16 protein-coding genes are annotated in these 16,761 nt (G+C 65.9%); 6 read left to right on the top strand and 10 right to left on the bottom strand.

The features are described 5' to 3' along the window. Positions 1-169: 169 nt before the first annotated feature. A complete protein-coding gene (locus tag CCR94_RS17095; RefSeq protein WP_104509056.1) occupies positions 170-514 on the bottom strand; it encodes an OadG family protein in 345 nt (114 codons plus the stop codon). 21 nt (positions 515-535) lie between these two features. Continuing rightward, positions 536-2,086 carry an acyl-CoA carboxylase subunit beta gene (locus CCR94_RS17090; protein ID WP_104509055.1) on the bottom strand — a complete coding sequence of 517 codons (1,551 nt, stop codon included), beginning with the start codon at positions 2,084-2,086 and terminating at the stop codon, positions 536-538. Between the two features lie 444 nt (positions 2,087-2,530). Here CCR94_RS17090 and ffh point away from each other — a divergent pair, with 444 nt between their 5' ends. The 4 genes from ffh to trmD all read left to right on the top strand — a co-directional run bounded on the left by ffh (position 2,531) and on the right by trmD (position 5,867). Next, positions 2,531-4,105 carry a signal recognition particle protein gene (ffh, locus tag CCR94_RS17085; RefSeq protein WP_104509054.1) on the top strand — a complete coding sequence of 525 codons (1,575 nt, stop codon included), beginning with the start codon at positions 2,531-2,533 and terminating at the stop codon, positions 4,103-4,105. Positions 4,106-4,214: 109 nt separating this feature from the next. Further along, a complete protein-coding gene (rpsP, locus tag CCR94_RS17080) occupies positions 4,215-4,571 on the top strand; it encodes a 30S ribosomal protein S16 (protein ID WP_104509053.1) in 357 nt (118 codons plus the stop codon). Positions 4,572-4,665: 94 nt separating this feature from the next. Further along, positions 4,666-5,175, top strand: a complete 510-nt coding sequence (gene rimM, locus CCR94_RS17075; protein ID WP_104509052.1) for a ribosome maturation factor RimM — start codon at positions 4,666-4,668, stop codon at positions 5,173-5,175. After that, complete coding sequence (trmD, locus tag CCR94_RS17070; RefSeq protein ID WP_104509051.1) at positions 5,175-5,867, top strand: tRNA (guanosine(37)-N1)-methyltransferase TrmD; 693 nt, start codon at positions 5,175-5,177, stop codon at positions 5,865-5,867. Before rimM ends, trmD begins: the two co-directional genes overlap by 1 nt. Positions 5,868-5,888: 21 nt before the next feature. On the opposite strand, the gene CCR94_RS17065 is transcribed toward trmD, so the two are convergent. Then, positions 5,889-6,983, bottom strand: a complete 1,095-nt coding sequence (locus tag CCR94_RS17065; protein ID WP_104509050.1) for an efflux RND transporter periplasmic adaptor subunit — start codon at positions 6,981-6,983, stop codon at positions 5,889-5,891. Positions 6,984-7,097: 114 nt separating this feature from the next. Here CCR94_RS17065 and CCR94_RS17060 point away from each other — a divergent pair, with 114 nt between their 5' ends. Continuing rightward, complete coding sequence (locus CCR94_RS17060) at positions 7,098-8,216, top strand: glycosyltransferase family 2 protein (RefSeq protein WP_104509049.1); 1,119 nt, start codon at positions 7,098-7,100, stop codon at positions 8,214-8,216. Here the strand turns inward: CCR94_RS17060 and CCR94_RS17055 are convergent, their stop codons facing one another. The 6 genes from CCR94_RS17055 to CCR94_RS17030 form a co-directional block, all read right to left on the bottom strand. Continuing rightward, on the bottom strand, positions 8,217-9,644 hold the full coding sequence (locus tag CCR94_RS17055) for a 4Fe-4S binding protein (protein WP_184421413.1): 1,428 nt from the start codon (positions 9,642-9,644) through the stop codon (positions 8,217-8,219). Positions 9,645-9,653: 9 nt separating this feature from the next. Then, positions 9,654-9,998, bottom strand: a complete 345-nt coding sequence (locus tag CCR94_RS17050) for a cupredoxin domain-containing protein (protein WP_244594112.1) — start codon at positions 9,996-9,998, stop codon at positions 9,654-9,656. A gap of 47 nt (positions 9,999-10,045) precedes the next feature. Further along, a complete protein-coding gene (locus tag CCR94_RS17045; RefSeq protein ID WP_104509047.1) occupies positions 10,046-10,585 on the bottom strand; it encodes an iron transporter in 540 nt (179 codons plus the stop codon). Positions 10,586-10,908: 323 nt separating this feature from the next. Continuing rightward, positions 10,909-11,682, bottom strand: coding sequence for a Bax inhibitor-1/YccA family protein (locus CCR94_RS17040; protein WP_104509046.1), 774 nt, complete (start codon positions 11,680-11,682; stop codon positions 10,909-10,911). A 136-nt stretch (positions 11,683-11,818) separates the two neighbouring features. Then, positions 11,819-14,353: an ABC transporter permease gene (locus tag CCR94_RS17035; RefSeq protein ID WP_158254807.1), complete on the bottom strand. Its 2,535-nt coding sequence runs from the start codon at positions 14,351-14,353 to the stop codon at positions 11,819-11,821. After that, positions 14,346-15,044, bottom strand: coding sequence for an ABC transporter ATP-binding protein (locus tag CCR94_RS17030; protein WP_104509044.1), 699 nt, complete (start codon positions 15,042-15,044; stop codon positions 14,346-14,348). The genes CCR94_RS17035 and CCR94_RS17030 overlap by 8 nt, the downstream gene beginning before the upstream one ends. A gap of 112 nt (positions 15,045-15,156) precedes the next feature. On the opposite strand from CCR94_RS17030, the gene CCR94_RS17025 reads away from it, so the two are divergent. Continuing rightward, the gene (locus tag CCR94_RS17025) at positions 15,157-15,765 is read left to right on the top strand and encodes an arylesterase (RefSeq protein ID WP_104509059.1); all 609 of its coding nucleotides are present in this window, start codon (positions 15,157-15,159) and stop codon (positions 15,763-15,765) included. Between the two features lie 190 nt (positions 15,766-15,955). On the opposite strand, the gene CCR94_RS17020 is transcribed toward CCR94_RS17025, so the two are convergent. Next, entirely contained in the window at positions 15,956-16,747 is a 792-nt protein-coding gene (locus CCR94_RS17020) for a L,D-transpeptidase (RefSeq protein WP_104509043.1), read from the bottom strand. Positions 16,748-16,761 lie beyond the last annotated feature (14 nt).

Below are 16,761 nucleotides of genomic sequence, written 5' to 3'. Positions count from 1 at the left end.
CCGGCGCCGCCGCGGCCGCGACAGCCGCCGAAACCGAGGCGACCGAAGCGGGCCAAGCCCCTGCCCCGCCCTCGCCGACGATCTCTTCCACGACGACATCATAGGCTTGGCCGTCAACGCTGATCCTGAATTTCCGTTGCATTACGAACTCCTGCCCTGCGCAAGGCGGTCAATGTGTGTGATGCGAGGTCTGGTGCCGCCAGCGGCCTTCCGCCGCCCAGGCGTGCCCCGCTCCCGCATCGGCGATATGAACGACTCTGTAACCGTAAGCCGCGACCGCGGCCGCGATGACGACGACATGGTGGGCCGGGATGCCGTCGGTCTCGCGCGCAACAGGCGCTGGCGCGGCGGCGGGCGGCGCGGCCTTGTTGCCGCGCTCGGCCTCCGCCTGTTGCCGGGCGATCTCGGACCGCTCGACCCAGCTCAGAAAGCGGCCGAGGCGCGACAAAGCGAACCACAGCACGAAGAGGGCGGCGACGACGCCGAACGCGAATTTCAAAGTCTCGAAAGTCATCGAGTCGTTCCCTCGCCAGCGTTACAGGGGGATGTTGCCGTGCTTCTTCGGCGGCCGCATCTCGCGCTTGGACAGCGCCTTGCGCAAGGACAGCGCGATGGTCGACCGGGTGAACGCGGGATCGATCACATCGGTGATATAGCCATGCGACGCCGCGAGATAAGGCGAGGCGAATTCGGCCCGATAGGCCGCCGCGAGTTCGCGCGCCTTCGCCTTCGGATTTTCCGCCGCTTTCAGCTCCTTGTTGTAAAGCACGGTGACGGCGCCGTCGGCGCCCATCACCGCGATTTCGGCCGTCGGCCAGGCGAACACGAAATCCGCGCCCATTTCCCGGCTGCACATCGCGAGATAGGAGCCGCCATAGGCTTTGCGCAAGATGACCGTCACCTTCGGCGTCGTGCAGGAGGCGTAGGCGAACAAAAGCTTGGCGCCGTGGCGGATGATGCCGCCGCGCTCCTGCTCGACGCCGGGCAGGAAGCCGGGAACATCGACCAGTGTGACCAGCGGGATGTTGAAGCAGTTGCAGAAGCGGATGAACCGCGCCGCCTTGTCGGCCGCGTCCATGTCCAGCGCCCCCGCGCGAACCTCCGGCTGGTTGGCGACGAGTCCGACCACAATGCCCTCGACGCGGCCGAAACCGACGATGATGTTCTCGGCGAAGGAGCGGTGGACTTCGAGGAATTCGTTGGTGTCGACAATGCGCGCGATGATGGCGCGCACGTCCATCGGACTCTGGGGATCGTCCGGAATCAGGGCGTGGATGGCGTCATCCCCGGCGAGCGCGATGTCCGCGCTCGGCCGGTGCGGCGGATCCTCGGAATTGTTGTCCGGCAGGTAGGACAGCAGTTTCTGGACGATGCGAATCGCGTCGGCGTCGTCCTCGGCGAGGAAATGCACATTGCCTGATACGGACGCGTGCATGTCGGCGCCGCCGACCTCATCCAGCGTCACCGTCTTGCCGGTCACCGCCTTGATCACCTCCGGCCCCGTGATGAACATATAGGCGTTGTTCCGGGTCATGATGATGAAGTCCATCAGCGCCGGCGAATAGGAGGCGCCGCCCGCGCAGGGGCCGCAGACCACCGCGATCTGCGGCACCACGCCGGACAGCAGCACGTTCTGGTAGAACACGCAGCCGTAGCCCGACAGCGCGTCCACGCCCTCCTGGATGCGGGCGCCGGCGGAATCCTTGAACGCGACGACGGGCGAGCCGAATTTGGCCGCCTCCTCCATCAGCGTCACGATCTTCTTGGCGTGCATTTTGCCCAGCGAGCCGCCGAGCACGGTGAAATCCTGGGCGAAGGCCGAGACCATGCGACCGCCGACATAGCCGGTGCCGACGACCACGCCGTCGGCGGGAAGATCCTTCTTCTCCATGCCGAAATGGCGGGCGGAATGACGGACATGGCCGCCCATTTCCTGGAAGGTCGCGGCGTCGAACAGGGCGTCGAGCCGGTCGCGCGCGGTCATCAGGCCCTTGGCGCGGCGCTTGGCCAGTTTTTCCGCTCCGCCGCCGTTGAGGATTTCCTCCTGGCGGCGCCGCATGTCGTCGAGTAGATCAAGGAAGGTCATTCCGTCACCTTGCATGTGCTGGCTGCCCACGGCCAACGAGCCGAACGGCGGGTTGCGATCAGGACGCCGCCTCCGTCTGGGCGGTCGGCGTCCAGATTTGCGGTCGATCCTGTCACTTCCGATCGATTCGGAATTCCAGCAGTGGTTCTCCAGAGGAAGGCCCCGGTACGGTCAAGATAGCGTCTGGCGGCTGAGTCTTGCAAGACGTAATCACCGCGTCGGCTCAATCCTCGACGCGACCGGAGCAAATGCGGGCGAACCCGCCGAGGACCAAATTGACTTTTCCCCCGCCCGAAGCTATTGAGGCCAACCTCGCAAGAGTGGAAATGCAGATCAAGCCGCCCCGCGCCCGACGCGGGAGGTTCCCGTCCGGCAGCGCGATGCGCCCCCGGGCGCGTTTTGCTTTGCAGCGTCCTCCCGCGCGAGCCCCCAAGGGAAGACCACATGTTTGAAGGCCTGTCGGAAAAACTCGCCGGCATATTCGATCAACTGACGCGGCGCGGCGCCCTCTCCGAGGAGGATGTCAACGCCGCCATGCGCGAGGTCCGCCGCGCGCTGCTCGAAGCCGACGTGGCGCTCGACGTCGCCCGCACCTTCATCGAAAAGGCCAAGGCCCGCGCCGTCGGCGCGGAAGTGGTGAAGAGCATCAGCCCCGGCCAGATGGTCGTCAAGATCGTCAATGACGTGCTGATCGAGACGCTCGGCTCCGACGCCGAACCGATCGACCTCAACGCCGCCCCTCCCATCGCCATCATGATGGTCGGCCTGCAAGGCGCGGGCAAGACCACCACCACCGCCAAGATCGCCAAGCGCCTCACCGAGCGCTTCAAGAAGCGGGTCCTGATGGCCTCGCTCGACGTCAAGCGCCCGGCGGCGCAGGAACAGCTCGCCATACTCGGCCGCCAGGTCGGGGTGGAGACGCTGCCGATCATCGCCGGCCAGACGCCCGTGCAGATCGCGCGGCGCGCCGAAGAGGCCGCGCGCCTGCAAGGCTACGATGTCGTGATGTTCGACACGGCCGGCCGCACCCATATCGACGAGCCGCTGATGGCGGAGATGGCGGAGATCAAGGCCGCCGCCAAGCCCCATGAAATCCTGCTCGTCGCCGACGCCCTGACCGGCCAGGACGCCGTCAATCTGGCGAAAAATTTCGACGACCGCGTCGGCATCACCGGCATCGTCCTGACCCGTGTGGACGGCGACGGGCGCGGCGGCGCGGCTTTGTCCATGCGCGCCGTCACCGGCAAGCCGATCAAGCTGATCGGCACCGGCGAAAAGATGGAGGCGCTGGACGATTTCCATCCGCAGCGCATCGCCAACCGCATTCTGGGCATGGGCGACATTGTCGCGCTGGTCGAAAAGGCGGCGGAGAACATCGACGCCGAAAAGGCCGCCCGCGCCGCCGAAAGGATGCGCAAGGGCAAGTTCGACCTGCAGGACATGGCCGACCAGCTCGCCATGGCCGAAAAAATGGGCGGACTCGGCGGCATCATGGGCCTGCTGCCGGGCGTGGCCAAGCTCAAGGACGCCATGGCCAACGCCAAGGTGGACGACAAGACGCTCAAGCGCCAGCGCGCCATCATCCTGTCGATGACGCCGGAAGAGCGCCGCAACCCCGAAATCATGAAGGCGTCGCGGAAAAAGCGCATCGCGGCCGGCGCCGGCATGAAGGTCGAGGACGTCAACAAGTTGCTCAAGCAGCACCGCGCCACCGCCGACATGATGAAGGCCATGGGCGGCGCCCCCAAGCGCGGACCGATGGCGCAGATGGCGCAGATGTTCGGCATGGGGCCGGGCGCCGCCATGCCCTCGCCCGAGCAGATCGCCGAAATGCAGAAAAAAATGGGCGGCGGGGGCGGTCTCCCGAAGGAGCCGCCCGCCGCGCTGAAAGCGCCGCCGACGAGCGCGGCGCCGGCCAAACCGGGTCTTCCCGGCGGTCTTCCCGGCCTTGGCGGCGCCAAGCCGATGTTGCCGGGCCTGGGTGGCTTGAGCAGCCTGAACCCGTTCAAGAAGAAGTGAGTTTTCCGCGCGTTCGCGCGGGCCGTGACTGCCGGGACAGGGGCCGGCGGTTTGCAATTTATGAAAATCGCCTGCCCCTCGGCGAAACCAACAGAACAAGGAAACTGATATGTCCCTGAAAATTCGCCTGTCGCGCGGCGGCGCCAAGAAGCGCCCGTTCTATCGCGTGGTTGTCGCCGACGCCCGCTCGCCGCGCGACGGCCGCTTCATTGAAAGGCTCGGCACTTTCGATCCGCTGGCCCCCAAGGACTCGACCACGCGCCTCGTGCTGGACGTGGAAAAGGCCAAGGAATGGCTGGCCAAGGGCGCCCAGGCCACCGACCGCGTCGCCCGCCTGCTCGACAGCGTCGGCGCCATCACCCGCGAGGCCCGCAACAATCCCCAGAAGGCCCAGCCGAAGAAGAAGGCCCAGGAGCGCGCCGCCGCAGCCGCCGCCGCCGCCGAAAAGGCCGCCGCCGCGGAGTAATTGGCCGAGTCCGGCTGCCAACAATAGCCCTCACCCTGAGGAGGCGCCTGAAGGGCGCCGTCTCGAAGGGCGAGGGCGGTCCACGGAGGCCCATGTGAGCGACGAAGTCCTGGTCGGCGTGTTCGGCGCGCCTCATGGCGTGCGCGGCGAAATCCGCGTCAAATCCTACACGCAGGATCCGCTCAGCCTGGCTGACTATGACGGCCTCCACGACGAAGCTGGCCGCGCCGTCGAGATCGTCGCCGCGCGCCCGCTGAAAGACGATCTGCTGGTCGTGCGCGTCAAAGGGGCGAACGACCGCAACGCGGCGCAGGCCCTCACCCACACAAAACTCTATATTCCCAGGGAAAAACTGCCGCCGCCCGAGGAAGACGAGTTTTACACCCGCGACCTGATTGGCCTGCGCGCGGAAACGCCTGAGGGCGCGCTGCTCGGTACGATAGTCGCCGTGCCCAATTACGGCGCCGGCGACATTCTGGAAGTGGCCCCGCCCACCGGCGAAACCCTGCTCTTTCCCTTCACCCGCGCCGTGGTCCCAACAGTGGACATCAAGACCGGCCGCGTGATCGTCGTCCCGCCGATCGAGACGGACGCCGACGCCTGATGTGGAGCGCCAGCGTTTTCACACTCTATCCCGACATGTTCCCCGGCACGCTGGGACAGTCCATGTCGGGAACCGCGCTCGCCAACGGCGTCTGGTCGCTTGAGGCCATAGACATTCGCGACCATGGCCTCGGCCGCCACCGCGCCGTGGACGACACGCCCGCCGGCGGCGGCCCCGGCATGGTTTTACGCGCTGACGTGCTGGCGACGAGTCTCGACGCCCGCCTCACCCCAGACGATCCCCGCCCGCGCCTGCTGCTGTCGCCGCGCGGAAAAACGCTCACCCAAGCCCTCGCGCGAAATTGGGCGGAGGGGCCGGGCGTGATCCTGGTCTGCGGCCGGTTCGAAGGCGTGGACGAGCGGGTGATCGCAGGCCGGGGCCTCGGCGAAATCTCCATCGGCGATTTCATTGTTTCAGGAGGCGAAATCGCCGCGCTGACCCTGCTCGACGCCTGCGTGCGTCTGCTGCCGGGCGTGATGGGCAAGCTCGAATCCGGCCAAGACGAGAGTTTTGAGGACGGCCTGCTGGAATATCCGCACTACACCCGCCCGCGAAGCTGGGAAGGCCGCGACATTCCGGATGTCCTGCTGTCCGGCGACCACGCCAAAATCGCGCAATGGCGCCGCGCCCAGGCCGAAGGGCTGACCAGAACCCGCCGCCCCGACCTGTGGGCCGCGCGCGAAACGAAATGAAGCCCCGTCCCGGTCGCGCCTTCATCCCCCGCCTTTTCCGGCCAGAACGGTCGTGACGATGTCGCCGGGGCTGGTTTTCGACTGGCCCTCGACAATGACGGCCTCGCCGCCGGCAAGCCCCTCCGCGACCAGCGCGTCCGCGCCGGATTCGCCTTCCACCCTGACGCGCCGCGACAAAACCTTGCCCTCGGCGACGATCAGCACGAAGGCGCCCTGCTTGTCCGTCAGCAGCGCGGCGCGGGGAACGGCGATGGCGGTTTTGGGCTTGTCGCTGATCAGCGCGCGAACCGTCTGGCCGTCCTTGAGGCGCTCCAGCGCATTGGGAAAAACACCGCGCAGGGCGACGGTCTCGGCCGCCGGATCGGCGCGCACATCGACAAAATCGATCCGGCCGCTGTCGCCATAGGCCGAGCCGTCGGGCAAGGTCAGCGTGACCGCGAGGGTCTTGAAATCGGGGCTGTCGCTCAAACGCGCGAAATCGCGGGTGCTGACGGCGAAGACGACGCGGATCGGGTCGGGGTTGACGATGGTGGCGAGCACGCCGTCCGGGCCGACCATGTTGCCCGCCGTCACGGCGGACATGCCGATGCGGCCCGTGATCGGCGCGGCGATGGTGGCGAAACCGAGATTGGCCTTGGCGAGGTCCAAATTGGCGCGGGCGCCGGCGATGACCGCCTCGGCTTCCTGAACGGCGGCTGCGGCCTGATCGCGCTGCACCACCGTGCCGACCTGCCGCGCCAAAAGCTCCTGGGCGCGCTTGAACTGCAAGTCCGCCAGCATTTTCGAGGCCTCCGCCCGCGCCAGCGCGCCCTGCGCCAGCGCGAGATCGGCGTTGAACAGGTCCGGCTCGATCTCGTAAAGCGGATCGCCGGCCTTGACCGCCTGCCCGTCCACAAACTTCACCGCCTTGAGCACGCCTTTCACGCGCGCGCGGATCTCGACCTTTTCCTGGGCGCTGACGCGGCCGACGCCTTCAATGTCGCGCGCAAAATCGCGCTTTTCGGCGATGACGACGCCAACGCGAACAGGCTCGCCGCACAAGGCCGCGGAGGGGACGAGCGCGGCCGCCAGGAGCGTCAAGATCGTCAAGCGCAGGGTCGAAAGCTGGGCGGCCATTGTGTCTCTCCGCTATCGTGGAGACACGTTCGACCCGTGACGCGCGACAGGTCAAGTTGCAATGGTTTTGAGGATGTGAAAAACCTTGGACGTGGACGCGAGGAGAGGTTTGCCATGCAGGATCGCGCTTTGGTCAGCGTCGTCATCCCGTCCTTCAATCACGTCAAATTCTTGGGGCGGGCGATCGACAGCGTTTTGGGTCAGACGCACCCGCATGTGGAAATCGTCGTGATCGACGATGGGTCGAGCGACGGCTCCTACGATTTCGTGGTGGAACGTTACGGCCATGACCCTCGCGTAAAAGCGACGCGCCGGGAAAACAGGGGCGCGCACCAGACCCTCAACGAAGCCATCGCGGCTTCAACCGGCGCCTATATATCGATCCTGAATTCCGACGACTTCTATCAGCCGACGCGGCTGGAGGCGCTGGTCGCGGCGGCCGGGCGGCAGGACGGCCCGTTTTTCGGTATCTCCGCGCTGCGCCTCGTCGATGAAGCGGGAAATCCGTTCGATCCGTCGAGCGGCTACAACGAATATTATGACATGGTCTGCCGTCTCACGGCGGGCAAGCCCGACTTGCTTGGGTTCTGGTGCGGCAATATCGCCATGACCACCTCGAATTTCTTCTTTTCACGGTCAGTCTATGACGCGGTCGGACCTTTTCGCGCCTTGCGCTATGCCCATGACTGGGATTGGGCGTTGCGCGCCTCGTCCCGTTTCAACGTCCATCGCATCGCGGAAGACCTGCTCGCCTATCGCATCCACGGCGGCAACACGATTTTCGAGGAGGAGCCTTGGGCGCATACGGTCGAGGACGCCTTTGTCTGGGCCTCGGCCTTGCGGCACGACAGGATCGACGCGGGCGCGTCGGCAGACGATTATTTTGCCGGCCTGTCGGCCAATTGGGGATTTCCGCTGCTGCCCACGCTTTTTCTCCTCGCGGACCCGCGCAGCGAGGCGGAGCAACTGGCGCTGATCGCCAATGGCGCGCTCAAGGACGAAATCACGGCCCGCCGCGACCAGTCCGACCCGCTGCTGTGGGAACCGCTGCCGGGGGCGCTGCGGGCATTGCGCGAGTTGCGCGCGCAACGGGATGCGCCCGGACCCGACCAGCGCGCGCTGTCGCGCGAGTTGGCGTCCATCAAGCAATCCAGATCCTGGAAATTTTTTGGCTGGCTCTGGCGGTTGGAAACGCGCAAGGCCCGCAAGGCGGCCCGAGCGCATAAAACCTGACTACCAGATCCAGAACATCAAGACCCAGGCGCCGGCCCCCGCGCCGATGGCCGCCAGCATCGGGGCCATGGCCGCAAGGCGGCGCGGCGTCGCCGCATAGAGGCCGCTCACCCGCCACGCAAGGCTCGCCGCCCAAAGACTCGCGCCAGCCAGCAGCAGCGCGCGAATCTGCGCGACATGAGGCAAAGGAAAGCCTTCCTGCTTGAACAGCGTGACCGTCAGGGCGGTCAGGCCGAGGAACACGCCGCAGCCGGCGATGGGAATCAGGCATTGCGCGAGATGGTGCAGGCGCGGGCCGGACCAGGGGCCGAGCGCGCGGGCGGCCAGAGCCAGACAGGCGAGCACGAAGCCGCCCATTACGGCGGCGGTTCCCGCGATATAGCCGAGCAGCATGGCGCCGTCGAGCAGCGACATGGTGTCGTTCTGGTCGGGATAATTGGTGAGAATCCACCAGGGCGCCAGCGGCTTGAGCATCCACACCGCGCCGAAATCCACCAGTTTTTCGGCGGCGATCTGTTTCAGCGCGACATACCAGGGGCTGGCCGTCCAGTGGAAGGCGCCGACCGCCACGCCCATCAGGCCGAACACGATCAGCGCGGTTTCCCAGGGGCGGGGCGTCGCGCCGGCGACATGGACGATCTCGCTGCCGGGCGCGCGGAACGACAGAGACACCGACTCTTTGTAACCGGAGCAGCGCCCGCACATGTGGCAGGCGCTCGCGCCCTTCATGATTTTCACCGGCACGAGGGCCGCGCAATTCATTTTCGGCGTCGGCGCGCCGCTGGCGTCATGCGCCCGCCAGTCGTCGCGGTCCACATTGAAATGCAGCGGCGCCAGCTTGGACAGCAGGCCGAACACGCCGGACACCGGGCAGAGATAGCGGCACCACACCCGCTTGTTGCGACCCCACAGATAACCGACGATCATGGCGGCCACCGTCGAGCCGCCGAGAATCAACAGAGCCGGCGCGGCATATTGATAGACGCTGACCATCTGGCCATAGACGGTGGTGAGGATGAAGGCGACGAAGGGCCAGCCGTTCCAGGCCACCCAGCGCGGCAGCGAACGTCCCTTGCCATGTTCGCTCACGACTTCGGACAGCGTGCCTTCCGGGCAGAACAGGCCGCACCACGCGCGGCCGACCAGCACCATCGAAAGCAGCACGAACGGCCACCACAAGCCCCAGAACGCGAATTGCGCGATCATGGTGAGATTGTTCCAGACATGCGCCGTGGCGTCCGGCAGCGGCAGGAAGGCGGGGACGCCGACCAGCAGCAGATAAAACCCGACCACGACCCATTGCGTCCGGCGGATCAGTTTCTGGTTGCGCATCAATGCGTCGCCCAGCGCCGCCAAGGCCCGCGCGGCGAGCCCGCGACGCGGCGGCGAAGCGGGCTGGAGCTGAAGTTCGCGGATCGCCATGGTCATGTCTTCAGCCTATTTCGCCACGAGGATCGCCGGCGGCGCATCGGGGTGGAAGTCGTCGAAGAAGGGATATTCGCCGGGATCGAGCGTGCGGATCACCAGCACGGAATCGCTCTCCGCCGCCAGAACCTTTTCCTTCTTCAACTCCTTGCTCTCGAATTCGGCGGGGGTCTTGCCGGAATTCTTCAGCTCCAGCCGAAAGCGGGTGTTGGCGGGAACTTCGAGCCGGGACGGCGTGATCGCGCCGTCCCTGAATTCCAGCGTGAAGGTCGGATCCTCCGCAGCGAGGGCGGGCGCGACCACAAGCGGCAGCAGAAAGCCGCAGATCGTCGTCAGCCGCAATCTTGTCGCCCTCATCGTCGCTCTCCCAGTCATGCCGAAAACTCAAGCAGGATGCGGGCCAATCAATAGCCGCCCTTCTTGCCGATGCCGGCATAGGTGAAATCATATTCCGCCGTCAGCGGCTTGAACCATTCGCCGACGCCGGTTTCCTTGTCGGTGTGGCGGCCGAAATGGTTGTGCATCGAGGAATTCGGCGGGGAAATCAGCAGTTTAAGCCTGTACTTGCCGGGGCCGAACATTTTGACGTTGTCGCCGTAATGCGGGCCGTCATTGGCGACCATGGGCATGAAATCGCCCTTCACCACCTGACCATCGTCGAGCTTGGTGAGTTCGAACTGGATGGCGAGATAGGGAATCCAGTCGCCCTCGGCAAAACCGTTGGTATTGCCCTTGGCGGCGTGAATGTCGGCCTCCAGATGCACGTCGGACTCTTTTGCCGCGCGCATCATGCCCGGCGGGTCCATTTCGATCGGCTGCAAATAGACCGCGCCAACCTCCATGCCGCCCAACTGCTGCTTTTGCCCGACCGGATATTCCTTGGCCGAGGCGGCGCCGGCGAGCGTCAGCGCGAACAGCGTGGCGGAGATGATTTTCTTGTACATTCCTGGCTCCTTGGGTCCGGAACAACCGGCCGGACAAAGTCTCTCGCCATGTTTCCGCGATCAGGCGCGAGGCGCAAAATAAATCGTGCTGTTTAGAGTTTTTCTAATTTGCGCTTGGCAAATTCCTGGCTCCTCCGATGATGCGCCCCAGTCCGGCCCGCAATGGCGGCCGCTGTTTTCGGCGGCGCGCGCGGACGCGGCGGAACAGGAACTGGCGCGGCGGGCGAAGGCCCCTCGTTCTGACCAGACTGGATCGGGCGCTCTCATGAAAAAAGCCCCGCCGGAGCGGGGCTTTCGTTTTCAGAAGAGGAGGCTTGGCTGCTTCAGTCGTTCCGCTGGCCCGTCAGTTGGATCAGCGAAGTGAAGATGTTGATGAAGTCGAGGTACAGCATCAGCGCGCCGTTGACCGACTTCTTGGTGGCGACCTCATAACCGTCGCTCTCGTAATACATCGACTTGATCGACTGGGTGTCATAGGCGGTCAGGCCGGCGAAGATCAGCACCGACAGGATCGACAGGCCGAACTGGAAGGCCGCGCTCTGCACGAACAGGTTGACCAGGCCGGCGATGATGACGCCGATCAGGCCCATGATCATGAACGAGGCCATCGGACCAAGATCTTTCTTGGTGGTGTAGCCGTAAAGGCTCAGACCGCCAAAGGCCGCCGCGGTGATGAAGAAGGCGCGCGCCACCGAGGAACCCGTGTAAATCAACAGGATCGACGACAGCGACAGGCCCATCACCGCCGCGAAGGCGAAGAACAGGGTGCGCGCCGAACCGGCCGCCATCGAGCCGATCTTGAAGGAAAAGAACAACACGAAGGCGAGCGGGGCGAACATCACCACCCAGCGCAGCGGCGAAAGATACAGCGCGGCGCCGGCTTCGGTGAGATACAAGTGGCCGACGTGATAGGCGGTGGGCGTCGCCGAAACGGTCAGCAGGTTGGCGCCGAGCGCCACCAGGCCGGTCAGCGCGAGGCCAATCGTCATATTGTTGTAGACGCCCAGCATGAAGGCGCGCAGACCTTGATCGACCTCGGCGCCCGTCCGGGCATAGCTCCGGCTCCACGGAGCGGCGTTGCGGTCAAAGTTGGACATGAAATCCTCGTTTCCCGCCGCGCGTCCGCATCAGGACAATCCGGACGCGGTGCGGCTCACTGAAAATATGGCCGGAGGGAATTCAAAAGACAAGCGGCGCCGACCCTTTCGATTCATTACATTTTGTTCATTCGACTCATTCCTGCCGCAGCCAGCGCGCCGGTTTTTCGCCGAGCGCGCGCGCCGTGCCGAGCAGACCGGCGACGATGGCGAACAGCGTCGCGCCGCCCGCGACCAGCGCAGCCTGGGCGGGAAACAGCGCGAAAGGCGCGTCCAGCAGCTTGACCGTCACCAGCCACGCCGCCAAACCGCCCGCCAGCAGGCCAAAGGCGGCGGTGATCGCGCCCAGCAGCGAAAATTCCAGCGCCAGCGCCGCGAGAAGTTTGCCCCGCGTCGCGCCCAGCGTCTTCAGGATCACCGCTTCGTAAAGCCGCGCGCGCTGGCCGGCGGCCAGGGCGCCGGCCAGCACCAGGGCCGAGACGATGAAGGCGAGCGAAGCCGCGACGCGGGTGGCGACCACGAGCTTGCCCAGGATATCGTCGAGCGTCGCCAGGGTTTCGCGCAAGGAGACGCCGACGACGGAGGGAAATTTTTGCGCCGCCGCGCCCAACAGCGCCGCCTCGCGCGCGGGGCTGGGCTTTTCCGGCGGCGTCAGCGTCATCAGGGACGTGAACGGCGCGCCCTCGAACACGTTGGGCGAAAACACCAGCACGAAATTGATGCCGAACGAGCGCCAGTTGACCTTGCGCAGATTGGCGACCTTCGCGGTCACCGCGCGTCCCATCACATTGACGGCGATTTCGTCGCCGACGCTCAAGCCCAGGCCGCGCGCCACCTCGGTTTCCATCGAGACCAGCGGGGGACCGTTGTAGTCCGGCGCCCAAAATTCGCCAGCGACCAGCCGCGACCCCGGCGGAAGCGTGGTCGCGAAGGTGATGCCGCGATCGCCTTCCAGCGCCCAGCGCGCCTTGTCGCCCGGCGTGACCTGTTCGGCCGGAACGCCCTTGATGCGGGTGATGCGGCCGCGCAGCATGGGCGCGCTCACGATTTTGGCGCCGGGCGCCTCCGCGTGCAGGAACCGCTCGAAATCCTCGGCTTCGGCTCTTTGCACGTCCACGAAGAAATAGCTCGGGGAGTCCTTGGGCAGGGAGTCGCCGATCTCGGCGCGCAGATTGTGCTCGACGGCGGTCAACGCCGTCAGCAGGGTGACGCCGAGGCCGAGCGACAGCAGAAAGGACGGGGTGAGCGCGCCGGGCCGGTGGAGGTTGGCGACCGCCAGCCGCAGGCTGACGCTGCCGACATGCGGCGCGCGCCGCGCCAGCGCCATCACCAGCCGGGCGATGGCGTAGAGCAGGCCGAAACTCGCCAGCACGCCCAGGCCGAACTGCGCGGTCAGCATGGCGTCGCCCGAGGTGAGCAGGGCGAGACCGAACAAGGCGGCGCCTCCGACGACCCCGAGGGCGAGACCGCGCCGGCTCGGGCGACCGCCCGTCCGCATCGCGTCTTCGCGCAACAGCCGCGTCACCGGCAGCGTCCGCGCCTCTTCGAGCGGCGGCGCGGCGAAGGTCAGCGCGATCAGCAGGCCGAAGCCGACCGCATAGGCGGCGTCGCCGGGATGGATCGCCGGCGTGATGGGGAAAGGCAGGGTGTCCGCGAAGCCGGTCAGCAGCAGGGCCGGCAAGGCCAGTCCCAGCGCCGCGCCAAAAAAGGCCGCGCCAAAAGCCACGATCATCGCCTGGATCAGCACGAAGCCGGCGGCTTCGCCGCCGCTGGCGCCGAGCGCTTTCATGATGGCCAGGGTCTTGCGCTTGCGGTCGATCAGGGCGCGCACCGAATTGGCGACGCCGATGCCGCCGCAGACCAGCGCGGTCAACCCGATCAGCGTGATGAACTGGGCGACGCGCTCGATGCTGCGCGACAATTGCGGCGAGGGGTCGGCGCGGGTGCGGATCTCATAGCCGGAATCGGGGAAGCGCGCCAAAAACGCCTTCTTCACGGCTTCGACCCGCGCGTCGTCCGCGCCCGGCAGCGACAGGCGCAACGAGGCGCGCGTCAGGGAGCCGGGTTTCTTCAGGCCGCTCGCGGCCAAGGCGTTTGCAGACAACAGCACATGGGGCGCCAAACTGAAGGCGCCCATGGCGTCCGGTTCGCGGCGCAGCCAGGCGGCGATCACGAATTTGGCGTCGCCGATGAAGAAACTGTCGCCGAGTCCGAGCGAGAGGCGCGCGCCCAGTTGCGGGTCGATGACCACGCCAAACCCTTTGTCGCGCGGCGCCAGCAGCTCCGAAAGCGGCGCTTGCGGCTCGGTCCGCATCTCGCCCGTGAGCGGATAGGCGGCGTCCACGCTTTTCATCTCGACCAGCGTGGCGTGGCTGGAATCCTCGCGCCGCGCCATGGAACGCAGGATGACGACCTCGCTCAACCCGCCCTGGCTGGCGAGAAAAGCGCGGTGTTCGTCGGCGGGCGACCCTTGCGCGCGCGAAAAACTCAAATCGCCGCCGATGATGACCGCGCCCTGCCCCGCCAGCCCGTCGCGCATGGCGCGCGAGGTGGCGGCGACGGCGGCGAGCGCCATCACGCCGATGGCGAGGCAGGCGATGAACACGCCGAACGACCTCAAGCCTCCGCGCAGGTCGCGCAGGGCGAAGCGAAGCAGCGCGCGATTAAGCATCCTGCAAGTCCCGCGTGGCGTCGGATTCAACGGCGCCATTGCGCAGGCGGACGATGCGCCGGCAGCGCCGCGCCAGATCCTCGTCATGGGTCACCAGCACCAGCGTCGAGCCGCGCTCCCGGTTGAGCGCGAACATCAGTTCGACGATTTCGGCGCCGACGGCGGAATCGAGATTGCCGGTGGGTTCGTCGGCAAAGAGGATGTCGGGGTTGACGACCAGGGCGCGGGCCAGCGCCACGCGCTGCTGCTCGCCGCCCGACATTTGCGCCGGATAATGTTGTTCGCGATGGCTGAGCGACACTTGCGCGAGCGCCTCGCGGGCGCGGCCGAAAGCGTCCGCCACGCCGCCAAGTTCGAGCGGCAGCGCGACATTTTCCAGCGCGGTCAGCGTCTGCACCAGATGGAAGGCCTGGAACACCACGCCGATATGGGCCCCGCGAAACCGCGCCAGTTCATCCTCGCCCATGCGGTCGATCCGGCGCCCGGCGACTTCGACCGCGCCGGATTCCACCCCCTCCAGTCCCGCCATCACCATCAGCAACGAGGATTTGCCCGAGCCGGACGGGCCGAGCAACGCCACGGTTTCCCCGCGAAAAACGTCGAGCGAGACGTTTTTGAGGATGTGAGCTCTGGCTTCACCGTCTCCAAGCGTTAGATTGACATCGACAAGGCTTATGGCGCGTTGTGGCATGGAGTGAGTCCGGAAAGGATTGAGCGTGTTGCATGGAAGGCGATTTTGGAGGCGGGGCTATGGCGCATATGGGCGCCGCAACCCGCTTCGTCCAGTTTTGTTTCTGGCGGCCATGCTGATCGGCGTCGTGACCGGCCTGAGCGCGCCCGCGCTGGCCAAGCCGACCAGGATCGTCGCCCTGGGCGACAGTCTCACCGCCGGCTACGGCCTGCCGGCGGACGCCGCCTTTCCCGTCGTTCTGGAAAAAGCATTGCGCGACAAGGGTATAGACGTCGAGATCGTCAATGGCGGGGTGTCCGGCGACACATCGGCCGGTCTGCTGGCGCGGCTCGACTGGACGCTGGGCGAGGGCGCCGACGCGGCCATTGTCGAAATCGGCGCCAATGACATGCTGCGCGGTTTCGAGCCCTCGGGAACGCAGCGCAACATCGACGCCATCCTCGGAAAATTGCGCGAGCGGAAAATCCCGTTCCTGATCGCGGGCATGCGCGCGGCGCCCAATCTCGGCGGAACCTATGCGGCGCAGTTTGAACCGATCTACCAGAGCCTCGCGGCCAAATACCAGGCGCCGCTCTATCCGTTCTTTCTCGACGGCGTCGCCGGGGTCGTCCCAAACCAGTTGCCCGACGGCCTGCATCCCAGCAAGGCGGGCGTTGCGCGCATCGTATCGGGCATTCTGCCCCTGACCGAGGACTGGCTGAAGAAGCTGGCCACGAATTAGCGCATAGTCCCGAAAAGCGCGCGCGGTTCTCTGAAAAGAATATGCGTTTTCAAATCAACATAGAGTATCCCCGCGTCGACTGAAGCGGGGATAATCTATGGCGCCCCGCGTCGGGTCGCGCCTTGAAGCGATGAGGATAAAATAACGTCATCCTTCTTCCGCCAGAAGGAATGACGTTAAATCGCCGCCCTCACATCACCACGACCTTGGTGCCCGCCGACACCCGCCCATAAAGGTCGATCACGTCGGCATTGTGCATGCGGATGCAGCCCGAGGACGACGCCGTGCCGATGCTTTTGGGCTCGTTGGTGCCGTGGATGCGGAACAAGGTGTCGGTCTTGCCCTGGAACAGATAAAGCGCGCGCGCCCCGAGCGGATTGTTGAGCGCGCCATCCATATGTTCGGGCAGGTCGGGATGGCGCTCCAGCATTTCCTTCGGCGGCGTCCAGCCCGGCCAGAACGCTTTTCTGCCGATGGTGGCCGAGCCTTTCCAGGCGAAACCCGCCTTGCCCACGGCGATGGAATATTGCACCGCCTGACCGCCGCCCAACGAATAGTAAAGCTTGCGCTGCCTTGTGTTGACGGTCAGCGTGCCCGCCGCCTCGCCGGTCGGATCGGACACGATCTGCTGCGTCGTCAGCTTGAAATTGACCTTGTTGTCGAGATCGACCGGGGTCGAATAATTGGGGTCGGCGTCGGGGGGCAGCGCCGCGTAGCTGGAGCCGCCGCGCGGCGGTTCGACGCCGGGTTCGCGGTAGATCGAGCCGCCACGGTGAAGATCGACCACCACGCCGGGATCGTCGTCGTCGTCGCGCAGGACGGGCCGGGGCTGATGCCTGGGCTTGGGCGCGGACAGGACGCGCGGCTCAGGCTGGGGCCCCGGCGGCGGATCGAAGAAGTAAAACTGCGCGTCCGCCGGCGCCGCAAAGGCGCCAAGGCTCGCCAAGATCACCAGCGATTGAAGGAGTTTCGTTCTGGACATGAAGGTTCCCGCCT

It is taken from the genome of Rhodoblastus sphagnicola (assembly GCF_002937075.1).
GTDB lineage: Bacteria > Pseudomonadota > Alphaproteobacteria > Rhizobiales > Beijerinckiaceae > Rhodoblastus > Rhodoblastus sphagnicola.
The sequence above is the reverse complement of the archived record's forward strand: the minus strand, read 5'-3'. Positions and strand labels throughout refer to the sequence as shown.

Bases quoted from the DNA above. Each gene is read 5' to 3' on its own strand.
- CCR94_RS17065 (WP_104509050.1), bottom strand. From the start codon at position 6,983: ATGGCCGCCCAGCTTTCGACCCTGCGCTTGACGATCTTGACGCTCCTG.
- ffh (WP_104509054.1), top strand. From the start codon at position 2,531: ATGTTTGAAGGCCTGTCGGAAAAACTCGCCGGCATATTCGATCAACTG.
- CCR94_RS17055 (WP_184421413.1), bottom strand. From the start codon at position 9,644: ATGACCATGGCGATCCGCGAACTTCAGCTCCAGCCCGCTTCGCCGCCG.
- CCR94_RS17025 (WP_104509059.1), top strand. From the start codon at position 15,157: ATGCTGATCGGCGTCGTGACCGGCCTGAGCGCGCCCGCGCTGGCCAAG.
- rpsP (WP_104509053.1), top strand. From the start codon at position 4,215: ATGTCCCTGAAAATTCGCCTGTCGCGCGGCGGCGCCAAGAAGCGCCCG.
- CCR94_RS17045 (WP_104509047.1), bottom strand. From the start codon at position 10,585: ATGTACAAGAAAATCATCTCCGCCACGCTGTTCGCGCTGACGCTCGCC.
- CCR94_RS17020 (WP_104509043.1), bottom strand. From the start codon at position 16,747: ATGTCCAGAACGAAACTCCTTCAATCGCTGGTGATCTTGGCGAGCCTT.
- CCR94_RS17040 (WP_104509046.1), bottom strand. From the start codon at position 11,682: ATGTCCAACTTTGACCGCAACGCCGCTCCGTGGAGCCGGAGCTATGCC.
- CCR94_RS17095 (WP_104509056.1), bottom strand. From the start codon at position 514: ATGACTTTCGAGACTTTGAAATTCGCGTTCGGCGTCGTCGCCGCCCTC.
- CCR94_RS17090 (WP_104509055.1), bottom strand. From the start codon at position 2,086: ATGACCTTCCTTGATCTACTCGACGACATGCGGCGCCGCCAGGAGGAA.
- CCR94_RS17030 (WP_104509044.1), bottom strand. From the start codon at position 15,044: ATGCCACAACGCGCCATAAGCCTTGTCGATGTCAATCTAACGCTTGGA.
- CCR94_RS17035 (WP_158254807.1), bottom strand. From the start codon at position 14,353: ATGCTTAATCGCGCGCTGCTTCGCTTCGCCCTGCGCGACCTGCGCGGA.
- CCR94_RS17050 (WP_244594112.1), bottom strand. From the start codon at position 9,998: ATGAGGGCGACAAGATTGCGGCTGACGACGATCTGCGGCTTTCTGCTG.
- CCR94_RS17060 (WP_104509049.1), top strand. From the start codon at position 7,098: ATGCAGGATCGCGCTTTGGTCAGCGTCGTCATCCCGTCCTTCAATCAC.
- trmD (WP_104509051.1), top strand. From the start codon at position 5,175: ATGTGGAGCGCCAGCGTTTTCACACTCTATCCCGACATGTTCCCCGGC.